Source organism: Aporhodopirellula aestuarii (assembly GCF_023701485.1).
GTDB lineage: Bacteria > Planctomycetota > Planctomycetia > Pirellulales > Pirellulaceae > Rhodopirellula > Rhodopirellula aestuarii.
The window spans coordinates 1-16,638 of the sequence record NZ_JAMQBK010000083.1 but is presented as its reverse complement, the minus strand read 5'-3'; the positions used below and the strand labels follow the sequence as shown (position 1 = coordinate 16,638).

General features: G+C 57.1%; 12 protein-coding genes. 6 read left to right on the top strand and 6 right to left on the bottom strand.

What is annotated here, in order from left to right; genetic code table 11:
* Positions 1-20: 20 nt before the first annotated feature.
* Positions 21-2,486 carry a sensor domain-containing diguanylate cyclase/phosphohydrolase gene (locus NB063_RS26975; RefSeq protein WP_250932168.1) on the bottom strand — a complete coding sequence of 822 codons (2,466 nt, stop codon included), beginning with the start codon at positions 2,484-2,486 and terminating at the stop codon, positions 21-23.
* Between the two features lie 353 nt (positions 2,487-2,839).
* On the opposite strand from NB063_RS26975, the gene NB063_RS26970 reads away from it, so the two are divergent.
* Positions 2,840-3,415, top strand: a complete 576-nt coding sequence (locus NB063_RS26970) for an RNA polymerase sigma factor (RefSeq protein WP_250932167.1) — start codon at positions 2,840-2,842, stop codon at positions 3,413-3,415.
* Between the two features lie 32 nt (positions 3,416-3,447).
* Here NB063_RS26970 and NB063_RS26965 read toward each other — a convergent pair whose 3' ends face one another.
* Together NB063_RS26965 and NB063_RS26960 are read right to left on the bottom strand one after the other, a co-directional pair.
* Positions 3,448-3,873, bottom strand: coding sequence for a thioredoxin family protein (locus tag NB063_RS26965; protein WP_250932166.1), 426 nt, complete (start codon positions 3,871-3,873; stop codon positions 3,448-3,450).
* Positions 3,874-4,100: 227 nt separating this feature from the next.
* Entirely contained in the window at positions 4,101-5,345 is a 1,245-nt protein-coding gene (locus NB063_RS26960) for a cofactor-independent phosphoglycerate mutase (protein WP_250932165.1), read from the bottom strand.
* A 317-nt stretch (positions 5,346-5,662) separates the two neighbouring features.
* Between NB063_RS26960 and NB063_RS26955 the strand changes: the two genes are divergently transcribed.
* Positions 5,663-6,757, top strand: coding sequence for an acyltransferase family protein (locus NB063_RS26955; protein ID WP_250932164.1), 1,095 nt, complete (start codon positions 5,663-5,665; stop codon positions 6,755-6,757).
* A gap of 115 nt (positions 6,758-6,872) precedes the next feature.
* Here NB063_RS26955 and NB063_RS26950 read toward each other — a convergent pair whose 3' ends face one another.
* Positions 6,873-7,823, bottom strand: a complete 951-nt coding sequence (locus NB063_RS26950) for a ribose-phosphate diphosphokinase (RefSeq protein ID WP_250932163.1) — start codon at positions 7,821-7,823, stop codon at positions 6,873-6,875.
* A complete protein-coding gene (locus NB063_RS26945; protein ID WP_250932162.1) occupies positions 7,816-8,592 on the bottom strand; it encodes a sugar phosphate nucleotidyltransferase in 777 nt (258 codons plus the stop codon). The genes NB063_RS26950 and NB063_RS26945 overlap by 8 nt, the downstream gene beginning before the upstream one ends.
* Positions 8,593-9,185: 593 nt before the next feature.
* Between NB063_RS26945 and NB063_RS26940 the strand changes: the two genes are divergently transcribed.
* Complete coding sequence (locus NB063_RS26940; protein ID WP_250932161.1) at positions 9,186-9,521, top strand: flagellar biosynthesis anti-sigma factor FlgM; 336 nt, start codon at positions 9,186-9,188, stop codon at positions 9,519-9,521.
* A 241-nt stretch (positions 9,522-9,762) separates the two neighbouring features.
* On the opposite strand, the gene NB063_RS26935 is transcribed toward NB063_RS26940, so the two are convergent.
* Positions 9,763-10,770, bottom strand: coding sequence for a sugar phosphate isomerase/epimerase family protein (locus NB063_RS26935; protein ID WP_250932160.1), 1,008 nt, complete (start codon positions 10,768-10,770; stop codon positions 9,763-9,765).
* Positions 10,771-10,873: 103 nt separating this feature from the next.
* Between NB063_RS26935 and NB063_RS26930 the strand changes: the two genes are divergently transcribed.
* From NB063_RS26930 to secD, 3 genes are all read left to right on the top strand, one after another.
* Positions 10,874-11,899 carry a hypothetical protein gene (locus NB063_RS26930; RefSeq protein ID WP_250932159.1) on the top strand — a complete coding sequence of 342 codons (1,026 nt, stop codon included), beginning with the start codon at positions 10,874-10,876 and terminating at the stop codon, positions 11,897-11,899.
* A 319-nt stretch (positions 11,900-12,218) separates the two neighbouring features.
* Positions 12,219-12,755 carry a preprotein translocase subunit YajC gene (gene yajC, locus NB063_RS26925; RefSeq protein WP_250932158.1) on the top strand — a complete coding sequence of 179 codons (537 nt, stop codon included), beginning with the start codon at positions 12,219-12,221 and terminating at the stop codon, positions 12,753-12,755.
* Positions 12,756-12,860: 105 nt separating this feature from the next.
* Positions 12,861-16,172, top strand: a complete 3,312-nt coding sequence (secD, locus tag NB063_RS26920) for a protein translocase subunit SecD (RefSeq protein ID WP_250932157.1) — start codon at positions 12,861-12,863, stop codon at positions 16,170-16,172.
* Positions 16,173-16,638: the final 466 nt, after the last annotated feature.

The following is a 16,638-nucleotide window of genomic DNA, read 5'->3' as shown; positions in this document are numbered from 1 at the left end:
GTGGCGTCAGTGCCGCGATTCTATTGCTCCGATTTCACGACTTCGGCCATCAGATAGCTCTTCAGGCTGTTGATGACTTGGCGAACACACGGCGCGAAGCTGGCGCTGCGACGGTCTCGGCCGCGTACCGGTGTTACCGTGACGCTGATTTGAGTTTGCGTCAACGACGCGCCGCGAATGCCTCGTTTGCCACGTGATTCACTCAGTCGGATGAGGGTGTTGAGTGTCATCTGATGATCCGCTGCGCGACGACCGTTACCGCCCCGCACGTTCAGTCGGAGTGACAATTCGCTGCCGCTGACATTGATGATTTCGGCGCGATGGTCGGCAATGAAACCACGCAGTTTTTCGACGGCGAGATCGGTTGGGACCGGAGTCGCCAATTCGAACTCTTGCTGTTTTGCGGAGTCCTTCGACGTGAGCCAGCTCAACCAACTCGACGAGTCCACTTTCTCGCCTGAATCAAACAGACCGCTGCCGAGCTGAACGACTCGGTTGCGACCGTTTTCTTTCGCTTGCATCAACGCCCGATCGGCACGTGCGACGATTGTTTCGGGGGCGTCACCGGTTTGGAACTCGGTTACACCGATGCTGACCGTGACGGATTCACCGTTGAGTCCCTTCAGCGGCGTTGCGGCAACGGCTTCGCGAATCTCTTCGGCGCGTCGCGTCGCGGTCGCGTTATCGCTATCGATCGCCAAAAATACGAACTCTTCGCCACCGTATCGGGCAACCAAATCGGAGCCGCGGGTGTGCCGCTCGAGAACGTTGGCAAACTGGATCAATGCTTCGTCGCCGGCTTGGTGTCCGTGGACGTCGTTGACCTTTTTGAAGTGGTCGATATCACACATGATCAAGCTGAACGTGACGCCTTGCTGTTTCGCTTTAGCGGTCGAGTGCAACAGGCGTTGGTCGAACTCCGCTCGGTTGGCGACGCCGGTAAGGGGGTCACTGGTCGCTTTCTTGTGCAGCGTCTGGATTTGGCTCTGCATTTGAGCGCGATCGGAAATGTCGCGAACGATGATCACCGCACCGCCACCGAATTCGTGGCCGACAGGTGCAACATGGACGAGCACGTCCCGTCCGGGCAAATCGGATGCTGGTTTAAGCGGCGCTAGGCGGTCGCGATCCGATGGTGTGTCTTGTTGAATCCCCGAGACCAACTTCATCGTGCGGGTCACGGTGATCTCACGTTGGAGACATTCGGTGACGGGGCAATCTGCAAACTCTGTTTTACCGACCCTGGCGAACTTCAGCACGTCGGAGTCCCAATGAGTTCCGATCGAGGCCACGGCCGCGACCTTGGTCATTTGGGCCATGGAGTCGTTCCAGTAAAGGATCTCGCCTTCACGATCGGTGAACGCGACACCATCGCGAAGGTTATTGCCGAGGGTTTCGTAGTACGGTAACGGCATCTTGGAACCGGTACCGGAATCGTTGTGCGTTTGTGGTGATCCAACCGCCACGAACATGGACGTCATCTGGTTGTCGATCGCTGCTTCGCTTGGCAGAGCGACAGCCGGTTGGTGGATGCCGGTACTATTGCCGATCGATTTTCCGAGTAGGTTAGCGGGGCTCGTCTGGAGTTGTTGCAGCCATCGATCGACGACACACTCGTGGAGCATTTCGGGACGTTTCTCCAGCATCGTCGCAAAGTCGCGAGTCAGTTCGGGATCGAACTGAGTGTTGCTGCCGCGAAACAGTTCTTGCAAAGCACGCTCGCGACTCATCGCACCACGATAAACCTGATCCGTGGTCATGGCGTCAAACGCACCCGCGACCGACAGCATGCGAGCGCCCAACGGCAATGCCTCACCGCGGACGGCGTCGTCTTGCCGTCGCGATTCAAACCACGTTCCGCTGTAGCGGACGGTGTCGAGCAGGTTTTGATCATCGGTGCAGCCTCGGAGGATCTCGCAACCGAGTTCCGCACAGCAGTCCATCGTCATCTGTTCTTCGACGGTCAGTTTTCCAGGTTTGCGCAAAATCCGATCTGGAATGCCAATCTTTCCGATGTCGTGCAGCAACGCAGCGACTTCGATTCGATCTCGTTCGTCTTCATCGAGGCCGAGACGTTCGCACCAGGCGGAGCAGGATATCGCGACGCGGAGGCTGTGCGCCGCCGTCGGTGCGTGTTTGGTACGTAGGGCATAGAAGAGCGATGTGGCCATGCCCAGCCGGACCATCGCCAAGCGGTTCTCGTATTGGCGGGCCATCGACGATTCGATTGACGCAGCGGAAGTCTCGTCACACGACGCATTTCCGTCGTCGGTCTCTTCTGGATCAATCGAGGGCGTCGGGGCAGTGGTGGAGGGCGTCGTGTGCAGCGCCGCTAGGTCACCCGTTGCGGCGTCGCCTAGCCCCACGAGTAGGTCGCTCAGACGCGACGCCGATTGTCCCGCATTGCAGTCCTCATCAGTCGGTGCGACCAGCGGGAAGACGGGCGAGGGGGAATGCGTCAGGGCGTCGGTGACGTGGTCGTTCATGAGATTAAGGTGCGGAGCAAGCGGATAATCGGAACCTCGCTCAAACCTAGGTCATGCCTGATGCCGAGGGGGGAAAGAATCATTTGCGACGCTTACTAACCTGGTGGCGTTGCCCCCCGAACGGCGTCGCAATGTTCATTTCCACTGCGATTGGGATAAAAAGCGCAATCTGACTTGCTCGGATTATCCGAACCACCAAACCAAAACTTGCTCTAGAGGCCAGCTCGACTTACTATGCAACGTTAGCGGCGGGGGCCCAACGTGTTAAAAACGACGGTGACGCGGTTTCCCAATCAATACGATCTCGTGATCACATCCCGCTTCGACTCTTTTTATTTTCGAGAGCCACTAACGTGAGCCTTTCCGACGTCGATCGACTTCTCCTACAACGCTGCCTCGACCGTGAACCGCGGGCGTGGCAGAACTTTGTCGATCGCTTCGTAGGATTGGTTGTGCACGTCGTCCACCGGACAACGGCCGGACGTGGAATCTCGATCGACGAATCGACACGAGATGATTACGTCGCAGAGGTTTTCATGGTCTTGATTCGCCATGATTTTGCGGTGCTTCGTCGTTTTCGCCGGCAGTGTTCTTTGGCGACCTATCTGACAGTGATCGCCCGTCGCGTTGTGGTGCGACGTTTACAGCAATCGCACCGCGAATCGAACGCGGTCGCCGAGCATTCGCAGGCTCAGCAGGTCGTTAACGGAAAGCACCTGAGTCCGTCCGATCCGGATATTCAACGCATCGACGACGCCGAAGAGGTCAAGCATTTGATGACTCGCCTCGATCCTCGCGAAGCGAATGTCGTGCGGATGTATCACCTGGAAGGGAAAACCTATCAAGAGATCAGCCAAGCGGTCGGCGTGAGCGAAAACACGATCGGCCCGCTATTGCATCGGGCCCGCGAGAAAATGAACCGCGGGTAAGTTACCTGGCAAAACGTTGGGCGGCGTTTGCGTTATGGGGTGTTCCCGCGGTATTCAGCGATCCAACTCTGGATCCGATCGCCGCTCATGTAGCCGATTTCTTCCGAAAGAATTTCTCCATTTCGGACCAGCATCAGTTTCGGGATGCTGCTGATGCCGTATCGCTGAGCGAGTTCAGGGTTTTCATCGACATCGATCTTTAGCACTTCCACATCTTCAGGAAGCTGCCCGGAGAGCATCTTGAGTTCCTGGTCGACATCGCGACAAGGGGGACACCAAGTCGCGCCGAATTTGACGAGAATCAGTTTGTCTTGATTGATGGTTTGATCGAATCGGGTTTGAGTAACGGCTTCAGCCGGTTCGGTGGGAGCTGGCGGTTTGCAACCGGTGCTCGCCACGAAGAACAGGCACAATAACAAGGCGGGTAGCGCAATCGGGAGGAACGCTTTTTTGATCATCTGAAACGAGTCCAAAGGCAAGTTAAAATCGGAGTCGGCGTCGGCCGAATCAACGAATCATACACAATAGTAATGTGCATCGATGCATTGATACCGCCGATTTTCCGCGACCATTCACGGCAATACCACCGCTGCACGATTCGTGCCATCTGGTGGTGTTTGATTGTACCGTGAAGAGTTCACTTGGAGAGTCGGTTGGCAAACGCCAAGTGATCTGGCGTGATTGCTCAGCCGTTGCCTTTGAGGAATTGTTCCATCATCGTCCAACCCGGATCGAAGATCAGACCCGATGCGACGGCCGCTGATTCGTCGTAGGTGGTCGCGGCATCTGCTTTCACGCCACTACCCGCCATGACCAAAGGTACAGGTCCGTGGGTGTGTTTTTTGGTTCGGCAGAACGTCGGGTGATCGGGCAAAATCAGGATCTTTGCATCGGATCGCTCGCGGATGACGTCCCAAAGGGGAGCAACAATGTGTTGATCGATCTGTTCGAGCGCTTCGACTTTGGCGTCGGCACGGCCTTCGTGGGACGCTTCGTCTGGCGCCTCGATGTGCACGCATACGATGTCGTACTTCTCAATCGCTTCGACAGCCGCTTTGCCTTTGCCGGCGTAGTTGGTGTCCAGGTATCCGGTTGCCCCTTCAACCTCGAGTCGATCCCAACCCGCTAATGCGGCGAGTCCACGTAGCAGGTCGACGGCGGTGATCATCACGCCTTGGAGACCATAACGTTCATTAAATGTCGGAAGACCGGGGGCGCCACCGCTGCCCCAAAGCCACACGTTGGTCGCAGTCTTCTTGCCCGCTGCGGCACGCGCGACGTTGATCGGGTGTTCGGCCAAGATTTCGACCGAGGCACTCATCAGTGCGGTCAAAATGTCACTGCCCGGCCCGCGTGGGAAATCGTCTGCGACGGAGAGGTCGGTCAAATCGTGCGGCGCCGACGTGCGTGTTGACGGAGTAAACGGCGAGGGGTGATCGGCGTCTCCGCGATAAATCAACAAATTGCGATAGCTGACCCCGGGAACGAATTCCAAACGTGAGGCCACGTCCGCGTCGATCGCCGGATGGTCTCCGCCGAGCAGTTTGGCGTTGAGGTCGGTCAGCATCGCAGTCGCATCTTCGGTGCTGATGTGGCTGGCGGTGAAGTCGATCATGATTTGGTCTTCGATGGTGACCAAATTGCATCGGATGGCGCAGTCGTGGGGACCCAATTGGATGCCGGTCGCGGCCGCTTCGATCGGCGCGCGGCCGGTGAAGAATTCGTTCGGGTCGTATCCGAGCAGGCACATGTTGGCGACTTCACTGCCCGCCGGAAAGTCGACCGGTGTGTTGTCGGTCACGCCGACGCAACCGGCAGCGGCGATCGCATCCATGGTCGGCAGCTTGGCGGCTTGCAGCGGTGTTTTGTCGCCGAGCGACTCGAGTGGTTCGTCGGCGCAGCCGTCAGGGATGATGATTACGTATTTCATGGCGATTCCTCCGCCGGATTGTTCTGAAAAAAGTCCAAAAGGCAAACCGTAGAGTGTCGTGCAAGCGACGAAAATGCGAAAGGGCAGGCAAATCAAGCGTTTTCCAAACCATCGCGGTAATCGGCGCCGGCCTCTCAACCGGCCGGACCCGAAAGGTTGTGCTGATCCGGAACGCTGTGGCGAAAAACCGCAGGAGAGGGGATTCGTTTGATAGCTAAATTGCCGCTTTCAAACAGACTAGCGGTTTTCGTCACGTGACTTTCCGCAAAGCCCCGCCGCCTATGTCAGTGCCTACATCGTCCCTGTCCCTGTCGTCCGTGCCAGCCTCCTCGATGCCTGTGACCGCACCTGAACCGCAGCGTCGCCGAATTACGGAACTCGATGCTCTGCGTTCCCTTGCGGCCATCAATCTCGTCCTGTTTCACTTCACGCACGTGTACGCGGTGAAGTTTGGTTTCTCCACGCCACTCGGTGGCGAGTGGCCGTATGGCGCCTATGGCGTGATGATGTTTTTTATCCTTTCGGGATTCGTCAACAGCATGTCGTTGATGCGTCGCGGCAGACCGACCGATTTCCTCGTCGCGCGACTGATTCGGATCGTGCCGTTGTTCTACATCGCGATCGTTGCCAATTTGGTGATCTGCCGGATGGCACCGCTCAGTGGCGACCCGATTACGATGGGGCAATTTCTTGCAAACCTGACGTTGATGCCTCGAGTGTTCGGCTATCAGTGCGTGGACCCGGTGATGTGGACGTTGCAAGTTGAGATGATGTTTTACGTCTTGCTGGTCGTGCTGATGCGGTTGGGTGGATTGCGAAACTACTTCGTCGGTTGGGGCGTGCTGTTGCTCGGTTCGCTGACGCTTTGTCCTACGCTGGATCTGTTGAAGACCGAATACTCGGACGCGACCTGGTTCGCGGCCGGGACGGCGGTGCGTCATTTGTTGGCGCTCGACTTTGCCCCGCTCTTTGCGATCGGTTTTTTGCTGTATCAGATCAAAACGAAAACCGGACGGTTGTCTCACAACTTGATCGGTATCTTGGTCGCAGGAACCGTTTTTCACTGCATCGATCATGGCAAGCACAACCCCGCTGCGACGATGCTGATTACGGTGGTGGTTACCGCGGCGGCCTGGGGAAATATCCCGGTGTTGCGGTTCCGCCCGCTCGTGTTTGTCAGCGGCATCTCGTACGCGATTTACCTATGCCACAACAATTTGGGTTGTGTGCTGATGAACACATTCGACAAGGCGGGCGTTTCGCCGGTGATGTGTTTGTTGATCGTGATCGCGTTCTCGTTTTCGGTCGGACTGTTGGTTACTCGCCGAATCGAGCAACCGATCACACGCCGGTTGCAGGCGTTGTATCAACGCATTCAAACACCCGCACCGGGTGTGTGCGCGACCGAGTGATCGCGTGGAATGGCTGTTCCGTTGTCAAAGACCCACAACGCTCGATCCGGCTTCACCGGTTCGAGCGATCAAGTAGTCGTGTGCTTGAGCGGTAATCTGAGGCCAATCCTCTGACCTATCGTTCGCGGAACAGTTCGCTGATCGATTGGTCGTGGTGGATCCGTTTAATCGCTTCGGCGAGCAGCGGCGCGACGGACAATTGCACCAAGTTCGGAAGTTGCTTCTCGCCCACCACCGGAATGGTGTCTGTGACGGTGATGGAATCGATCGGCGCCTCACGTAGTCGCTCGATCGCAGGCCCGCAGAAGACTCCGTGCGTACACGCGATGTGGATTTCTTTGGCACCGGCTTCGTGAACCAACCGGGCCGCACCGCAGATTGATCCCGCGGTGCTGATCATGTCGTCGAACATCAGCGCCACGCGTCCTTTGACCGGACCGCCGATGATCGTGCTTTGGCGAACTTCGAGGGCACTGGCGCGTCGTTTGTCAACGATCGCGAGCGTTCCGCCGAGACGTTTGCCGTGGCCGACGGCACGTTTGATGCTGCCTTCATCGGGACTGACGACAACGATTTCGTCACCTTCGAAGCGGCGACTGATGAAGTGGTCGTTGATGACCGGAGCGGCGTAAAGGTGATCGACGGGAACGTCAAAGAAGCCTTGGATCTGAGCGGCGTGCAAGTCCATCGTCAGCACCCGGTCGGCTCCGGCGCGGGTGATCAGGTTCGCCACCAATTTTGCCGTGATTGGAACACGGCCCTCGTCTTTGCGGTCCTGTCGGGCATAACCAAAATACGGAATCACGGCGGTGATCCGTTCGGCGCTGGCTCGTTTGCAGCAGTCGATCATTGTCAACAGTTCGATCAAGTTATCGTTGACCGGCGGACAGGTCGGCTGCATCAAGAACACGTCACGGCCGCGGACGTCTTCATCGAGTTTGCAGAAGTTCTCACCGTCGGGGAATTGTCCCAACGTGATCCGGGCAGGTTTGAGATGCAGGTGTCGGCACAGCTTTTCGGCGAGTTCTCGGTTAGCCCGTCCGCTGAATATCTTGAGTTCACGCATAACCCATCGCTCGCATTGTTTGGTCGACCAACTTCAGTTCGTCTGGATTGTTAATGGATAGCGACTCGCAATCCTTCAGGACTGGTAACGCTTCGACGGCACGTCCTGCTTGATGCAGAAGTCGAGCGCAATCGGTGAGGTAGTATTCGCCCTGCGCGTTGTCGTTACTGAGGTTTGACAACGCCCAAAGGAGGTCGGGGGTGGAGAATAGGTAAGTGCTCATGTTCACTTCCTTGATCTCTCGCTGGTCGTCTGTAGCATCCTTGTGCTCGACGATGCCAGTGAACTGTCCGGATTCATTTCGAACGATTCGGCCGAGCCCTTCCGGGTTTTCTTTCGTTAACGTGCCGAGCAGCAATGCGGGACGGGTTTCGTTGAATCGCTCGATCAGGTTTCGCAGGCTTTCCGCTTGAACGAGCGGTGAGTCGCCGGCGATGACGAGCGTCATGCCTGGGTGACCTTCGAGATGTTCGAGGCACATTTGGACGGCGTGGCCGGTGCCGAGTTGTTCGTTTTGTTCGGCGAACACGATGTCGGATTCGCCGCGAGTTTGCAGTTCATCGCGGACAGCCTGTTTTTCATAGCCGATAACCACAATCTTTTTACCGATCCCGGCCTGCGAGGCGGCATCCAGGACGAAATGGATCATCGGGCGATCAACGACTCGGCAGAGCACTTTGGGCAGGTCGCTGTTCATGCGAGTGCCTTTGCCGGCGGCCAGGATCACGGCCACGGGGGTGCTCTCGTGGGGACTAGTTCCGGAATTCATGGGGATGTGTGGGGGATACCAGATTTAAGAAGGAGAGGTCGGCGGCGTCCGGTGCCGCCCAATCGTCGTCTGTGGAGCCGGTTCGGACAAGGCGGTGTGGTGGGCGGAAATTCAGCATCGGATTTTTCGACAGATTCTCCAGATTCGCTCAAGTTTCCGTTCGGCTTGCTCTTGCTGCCGGTTTCACGCGGTTGCTAGTCTGACCGGAGACCCACGTCCTAGGATTGTTTCTCGTCGAAAGACTCAAAACGCACTTCAGAAATCGCAGCGAACACGACGATACAGAGGGTGTTCTCAATAATCTGCGCTTGCGAAGTCTCCACTGATTCTGACGGAATGCATCCTGGGACAAGGATTGCGGCGCTGGTAACCGAATTGAGAGTTGTCGATTTGACGACCCTAGCCGAACGCGGGAAATCCGTGTTTCGTGGGGGTGGTAGGCCGACTCGGTTGCCGCTTAGCCCAATTCTAAAACCGTTTCTGATGATCTCGCATCTATTGTCGCGCCGTTCGCCGTTCATTCGGTCCGGTACCCACGAAGGGTGACAATCGGGGTTATCAGGTTCCGCCTTCCTCCCAGGGAGCCAGTGAAGATGCAAATTTACGGACCGTTTCGTCTCTCGACTACACAAGCCGCCTCGCCATCGAGCAGCACTTCGGGTGCAGGCCGCGGCGCCAATCGACTCGCCACACCTGCCGCGGGGAAACCATCCGCCGCTCCCGTGGATCAATTGGATCTCTCGTCAGCAGCGAAAGCGTCCTCGACCAGTGCAACCAATCGATTGCAAGACACCTCTGCGGTAGCCGGTGGCGGTGAAATTCGCGTCGACCGGGTTGCCGATCTGCGTCGTCAAATTGCCCAAGGCAACTATGACACGCCAGAAAAGATGGATGCCGCTCTCGATCGTTTCCTCGACGGGCTCGCCTAAACACGCGACGGATGCATGAGATTCGCTCAACGAGCGAATCGTTTCCGCGAAATCCGGCGGCGTTGATGTGACGGCGCCGGTTCTATTCCAATGCCGGCCCGTGTTGAGGCCGACGGATTGCACCGGATGGTTCGATGCCCTCGATCAGGAGGGCGATTCGAATCTGCTCTGAAAATCCGGTGATCCGCCACATGCTGTTTGTCCGGGCCGTGGTAAATCGCGGCAGCTGTCCCGTTGGACGCTATTTTGCCGCTTGCAGCGATTCGAACGAGCGGAGTTCGTAGCCGACGCCGACGTAGTCGAGCAATTTGCACAATGCTCGGGCGGCAATGCCGAAACCATCGGGGCCGCTAAAGCCACCAAACTGGCCGCCTCCGCGGACGTGCGGTTCCAAGTCGATGAAGACGCCGTCGACGCCACGTGATGTCATGCGTTCGTGGAGTGTCGGCAAAAATCCTTTCAGGTCTCGCAGGATCGCCTCGTGGGCACTGTCGCCGCGGTCCGCCGGTACGAAGTGGCTGGCAGATTCTTCATCAACGTGATCGACGCGGCCGCCGAGGGTCGGATCGCTGTAGTCCTTGATGTGGAGCCATCCCAGGGACGGTTTCATCGCTTGATATTGCGCGTAAACCTGATCCGGGGTGAAGCCTTGCATGACGATATTGGCTCCGTCAAAGATCGTCACCATCGCGGGATGGTTCACCTTCGCGGCGATATCGGCAAGCAATTGGCCGGTTTGTCCGACCAAATTGGCTTCCACTTCCAGGCCAAAGGTCAGGCCGCGTGCATCGCAGGCTTCCGCGATCGCGCCGAGTTGTTCAACGACTTGGTCGATGTGGTCTTCGGGGCGGGTGCCCTTGGGGTGGTAGAACGAGAAACCTCTCAGCAATTTGGATCCGAACGCCTCGGCCCGATCGCAGGCCGTTTGCACGTCTTCGCGTAGATAGGTTTCAAACGGGATGAATTTGTTCGCCGTGCCGTCGTCGACGTCGCGAAGTTTGACTTTGCCGATCGGAGATCCGATGCTCGAAACCTTGAAGCCGTAGTCGGCGTGCATTTGCTGCAGCAGGCTGATTTCCGAATCCTCGAGCACCATCACGTTTTTGATACCGTTGCCGACATCGACAAAACGGATCGAATAGTACTGCAGTCCGATGGCCGCCAGGGCGGCGAATTGTTCGTTCGCCTTCTTGGTCATCGCGGATTCGTCGGCAAAACCACTCAACAATACGTTCGGTGCAGAATTCATCAAAAACATCTCGGGGGCAATGAGTTAACAAGAGGGCAAATAGTGTGCGATAATTCCTCACAAGAGTGAAGCCGCCTGATCCCTCTCCCGCCTGGCCAACCTGATGTCTGATCCGAGTGGTGTTTTGACGCCCGAGTATTTGCGAGCGTTCTGGTGTCGGCACGGGCGGTTGGTGTTGCTAGTCGCGGCTTTTGCGGTGCCGATCTTTGTCAACACGCCCCTGTTTGTTTTGCCGTTGGGTGATCAGATCCCGTTCAGTTCACCGGTTGGTGTCTGCTTTCAAATTCTGCAGCGGATGCCGTCGCTCATCACCAGCATCGCGATGCTGGTCTGGTTAGCGTGGCGAAAGGAGTGGGAACCGTCGGAGTCCCGGGCCGAGCTGATGTTCGTGGCTTTGTTTGCGGGAATCGTGCTGTTGCCGCTGTTTTGCAGCATCCTGAATACGTTCACCATTCTCTATTCGACGGGCACTTGGCGAGTCGCGATTGCCGAAACGTGGCGTTGGTGGGGTCCGCCGCAAATCTATTTCGACCTCATTCGTGTCGTGATGCAGGCGGCGATTGTGTTGGTCGCCCTTCGTGTCGCCGATCGGGTTTCGCCACGCAGCATCATCGAACCGGGGCGTGCGTGGCAGTCCCCTCCACGGCTGAATCTGACGATCCGATGGACCGCTGGCGTGACCATTAGCGTGGCGGTCGTGCTGTTCGCTACACGCTGGTTAGTCGGTCGATTTCAAGATGCGGAGCCGACACTGACCTTCGATTCGGTCGCGATATGGCTGGTGTCGCAGGTTTGGGGAATGCTCTCGATCGCGATCATCGTGTGTCTTGTTGCGAGAATCAGTCATCATTCGTTTGACGTTTTGGTTCCGGCCTTGGCAATGGTCTGTGGCGTGCACTTGGGGTTGATGTATACGGACTCGCAGATTTTGGGGCTGTTTCCCGACGGGTACGTTCTGCCGGGCGAATTCTCGCTGTTGGATCGGCTGCCGGTCGCGATCTCGTTGGTTCTGTCGGCTCAGGTCGTGTTTTGGTTATTTCGCAGCATCGGTCTTCCGATCCAGTACCGATCTCTGAAGGGTAGCGGGGGAGAAGACAGAGAGGACGATGCATGTGTCGAGGCCGTTTGACTTGACGATTGCCCGCGATCTGGGGCGATCGGCGTGCGAAAACCTTCTTTTTTCAATAGGATCGGCGATCGCGTCTTGATGATCAGTCGGCCCGTCGTCGCATCACGTCCGACGCGTCTCGGAATCGTCGCTGAGCGACAGGCGGCGGTTTGAGGCGAATTCGGTGGGGCGTATAGGGCACCGTTTCGAGGGTTTCGTCGCTCCATGGACCGGGCTGGGCTTGTGGCGTTTTTTGGCCTTCCATATCATGCCGCCCTGCGCTAGCTGTCTATCGTTGCGGTTTGATGCGCCACCGCAGCCCTTTAGTACAACCCCACCGGTGCCTGGATACCCTCCGTTGCTGTTTTTTTTGGACCCCTCATTTCTCGATCTCTTTGCCATGTTGCCTTCGCTCGATCGAGTCGTCGATGGTTTTTCGTGGATATTGTTGATCGGGCAGGAAGTGGGTGCGGGTGATCCCGCAGCCGGACCGCCGTCGCCGTTGCAGTTGTTTTTCAGCAGCCCGTTGCCGCTCATCGCCGGATTGGGGATGATTTGGTATCTGACGTGGTTTTTGCCTGAAAAACGCAAGCGTCAAGACGAGGCCACTCTGCTCGCTTCGCTCATGAAAAACGATCGTGTGATCACGATCGGAGGTTTGCACGGCACCGTGGTCTCGGCACCGGCGGACAGCGACGTGGTCACTCTCAAAATTGACGAAGCGGGGACCACCCGGGTCAAAGTCAATCGATCCGCCATCTCGGCGATCTCCGTTCACGCGAAGGGCAAGTCGCTCGATAAAGACGGCCGTCCTAGCAAAATTCCTGGTGGTGAATCACCGTCCAAAAACGCCTCCGACGAGGATTCGTCGGACTAGCTGACACTCATTCTCAAACCGCCAGCGGGCCTGTGGGCCGCGTCAATGATTGACGTTCAGCGCAGCCGCCAGCGAAAACCCACAACCGTCTTTCGAAAAATCACGATGGATCTCCCTTCCTCTCGCCTCGACTCGGTCTTTTCCTCCGCCACTTATTTCGCGTCGGATTCGATCTCTCTTCTTACCACCATCCTCGCCCAGACCGATTCCGCTGTCGCGGGCGAAGTGCGAGGCATCTCGGCACAGCAATGGCTCACGCTTCTCGTTGCAGCCGCGATCTTGATCCTGCCGTTCGTATTCGGTGGTTGGTTGGCTAAGCAGATCAAGATGCCAGGTTACGGCACCCGAATCGGTTTCATTCTCGTCGCGATCATCGGCAGCGGTGTCACGTTGTGGAACAAATTGCCCGGCCTCGGTGTTGACCTTCGCGGTGGAACGATTTTGGTTTACGAAATCGATCCGGAAAAGCAAAAAGAGCTGAAGGAAACCGGTTCTCCGATCACCAGCCAAGACTTGGTCGAGCCTTTGACCCGCCGGATCAACCCCTCCGGTACCCAGGAAATCGTGATTCGCCCCTATGGTGAATCCCAAATCGAAATCATCGTGCCTGCGGTCGACGACCGTGAAGTCGCACGAATCAAGAAGCTCGTCGAAGAAGCCGGTGTGCTGCGGTTCGCGATTCTGGCTAACCAAGTTGACCACCAAGCCATCATCAACGCGGCGATCGATCAAGCGGAATCGGACGACCCGGCGATCGCGACTCAGGTCAAGGTCGGCGACATCGAAGACGGTCTTTACGGACGATGGGTCAAGTTGGGCCGTGAGTCGAAACCAAACGCGGACGGCATTCGCCCGCTGCGGATGTCCACCCAAGGCACCCTGATCCGAAACCCTAACAACGGCAAGATTCTCGAGTTGCCGTCTGAACTGCTCGGCCGTGACGAAGAAATCAAAGTCGCCAAGTGGCTCAAGACACAGCCGTTTTCCGAAATCGAAGTGTTGATGGTGATCAACCCGCTGCTCGATATTCAAGGAAGCGACCTTTCGTACGCCGCCAGCACGTTCGATGAAAATGGCGGTCCCGCGGTCGCGTTTAACCTGACCGATTTTGGTTCGGGACGTTTCCGTGCACTCACCCAGAACAACTCGCCCGAAGGGACTCGCAAGCGTCAGCTCGGAATCATCCTCGACGATACGTTGCTGTCGGCTCCGAATATTTTGCAAGCCATTTCCAAGGAAGGCCGGATCACCGGTAACTTCACGCGGGAAGAAGTGGACGGACTCGTCCAGATCCTCAAAGCCGGGCAATTGCCAGCTACGGTGACCAAGCAACCGATCGCCGAAAACCAAATCGACGCGACTCTCGGGGCAGACACGATCCAAAAGGGTGTGTTCTCGATCGGTCTCTCGCTCGGATTGGTCTTGGTGTTCATTCTGTACTACTACCGATTCTCAGGTGTGATCGCGTGCATCGCGTTGATCATGAACCTGATGATGATTCTCGCCACGATGGTCTTCATCAACCAACCGCTGACCCTGCCTGGGCTCGCCGGTTTGGTTTTGACCGTCGGTATGTCGGTTGACGCCAACGTGCTGATTTTCGAACGGATCCGCGAGGAGCTGAAAAAAGGTGCCAAGGATCGGATGGCGATTCGAAACGGTTTCGCCCGCGCGACGACGACCATTGTTGACGCTAACCTCACGACGTTGATTACGGCGATCGTGCTTTATGCGATCGGTACTGACCAAATTCGCGGATTCGCCGTCACGTTGATCCTCGGTATCATGTTCTCGATGTTCACCGCGATTTATGTTTCGCGAACCCTGTTCGACCTCGCCGAACGCCGTGGAATGTTGTCACTGTCGATGTCCGACACCGTTAATTCGGTACGGGCGGCAATGTCGGGCGGCGGTGAATTCGATTTCATGGCACGCGGCCGGATGATGTTGTTCGTGTCGTCGGTTCTCGTCGCTGCCGGTTTGGTCGCGCTGTTCTTCCGCGGCCAAGGTATCTTCGATATCGATTTTGCGGGTGGCTCATCGGTTCAGTTCCGGCTTGATGCTCCTACCGAGACCGAGGAAGTTCGTCGGATCGTTTCGGCCGCATTTGAAGATAGCGGTGACGAGAAAATTCAGTTCACCGTCAACGGTGTGAGCATGGAAGGTGCCGCCGAAAACACGATCTTCAAAGTTGATTCATCGGTCGACCAAGTGGATCTGCTTAAGAAAGCGATTCAAGACGGGTTCGCTAAGGAAACAAGCGTCGGATTGTCGACTTATCAAGTCGATATCACGCCTGCCGACTTGGGACCTGGCACGGTCGATGAAGCTGGTCAACCCGTTTCGGAATCCACCGGTGCGACCGCCTCACCTGACGTGAGTGATCAGTCGCAGTACGAGCGATTGAGCAACGGCGTGATGCTGACCGCATTCCAAGCCACCGAAGAAACAACCGAAGAAGTCGCCGCTGAGGACGCCGAAGCTGAAGACGAAACGCCGGAAATGCGTGATGTCCAATTGCCAGGGTTTGCCTACAGCACCTCGGACATTTCGCTCGGTATCGAAGGCAGCGAGAAAAACGCCGTCATCAGTGAAGACGGTTTGATGGACGCAATCATGCAAGCCGCCGAGGTGGCTGGTGTTCCGTTGAACCAACGCGGTGTGCGGCTCCGGCCTCTTGGCGAAGGTACCGACGAATGGGCCGGCGGGTCTGCTTTGCCATACTCGCAGTGGCGAGTCCAGTTGCCACTGACCGGCGACAAGGCGATTGCTGTTATGGCACAACTCGAGAAGAAGCTCGGCAGCGATCCGGTGTGGATCAGCAGTAGCAGCGTGGGGGCTCGTGTCGCAGGTGACATGATCAGCCGTGCTCTGGGTGCGTTGTTTGCCTCGCTGTTGTGCATCATCGGTTATATCTGGTTCCGATTCCAACGCGTGATCTACGGCGTCGCCGCTGTGGTGGCGTTGGTGCACGACGTGTTGATCACCCTCGGGGCGATCGCGGTCAGCTACTGGGCCGCCGGTGCACTCGGGTTCCTTTTGATCGATCCGTTCAAAATCTCGTTGACGGTCGTCGCCGCCTTGCTGACGATCATCGGTTACTCGCTCAACGATACGATCGTTGTGTTCGACCGGATTCGTGAGACGAAGGGCAAGGCTCCTCGTTTGACAGGCGACATGATTAACTCGAGTATCAACCAAACGCTCAGCCGAACCTTGTTGACGTCGGTCACGACGTTGATCGTGGTGGTGTTGTTGTACGCGATGGGCGGAGAAGGCATCCACGCGTTCGCCTTTGCCTTGGTCGTCGGCGTTGTGGTCGGTACGTACAGTTCGATGTTCATCGCCAGCCCTGTGCTGTTGTTCCTCGTCAATCGCCGGGAAAAGAAAGACGCTCTGGCGGCACAATCCCGCTGAGTCGGTCGATTGGCCCCGGTTTTATCCTCATCGCGTGTGGCGAATCGCTAACACGCGTGAGGCAAGCCTTTCCGGTACCGGTCGTCGCGAGATGGCCGTTTGGGTACGCGGGATGTTACGGTCGCGTGCTGCGGCGGGGTGGTCTAGCGGGATCCAGCATTTAGCGATCCATCCACAATCGGAATCGTGAACAAGGGATCAGGCAATCGCTCGCCGATACCTCGGTTTGCTAAGCAGGTACATAGAAGTGATTCGGTAGAACGAGAATTCCGCTGACCGTGATCGGTTCGGCGTAGGCCGGACCAAGGAGCCTAAGCGACGCAGTTCCGGCACGACTGAGCAAGTGAACGCCGGAACTCGCAAAGCCTCGGTCCGGCCAACAGTTCGCGGCAGTTTCGCCAGATGATTCCTGCCTACCTGCTAAGCGTCACCCAGTTTTAGACACATGCTCAAGGGGCTATCGAAT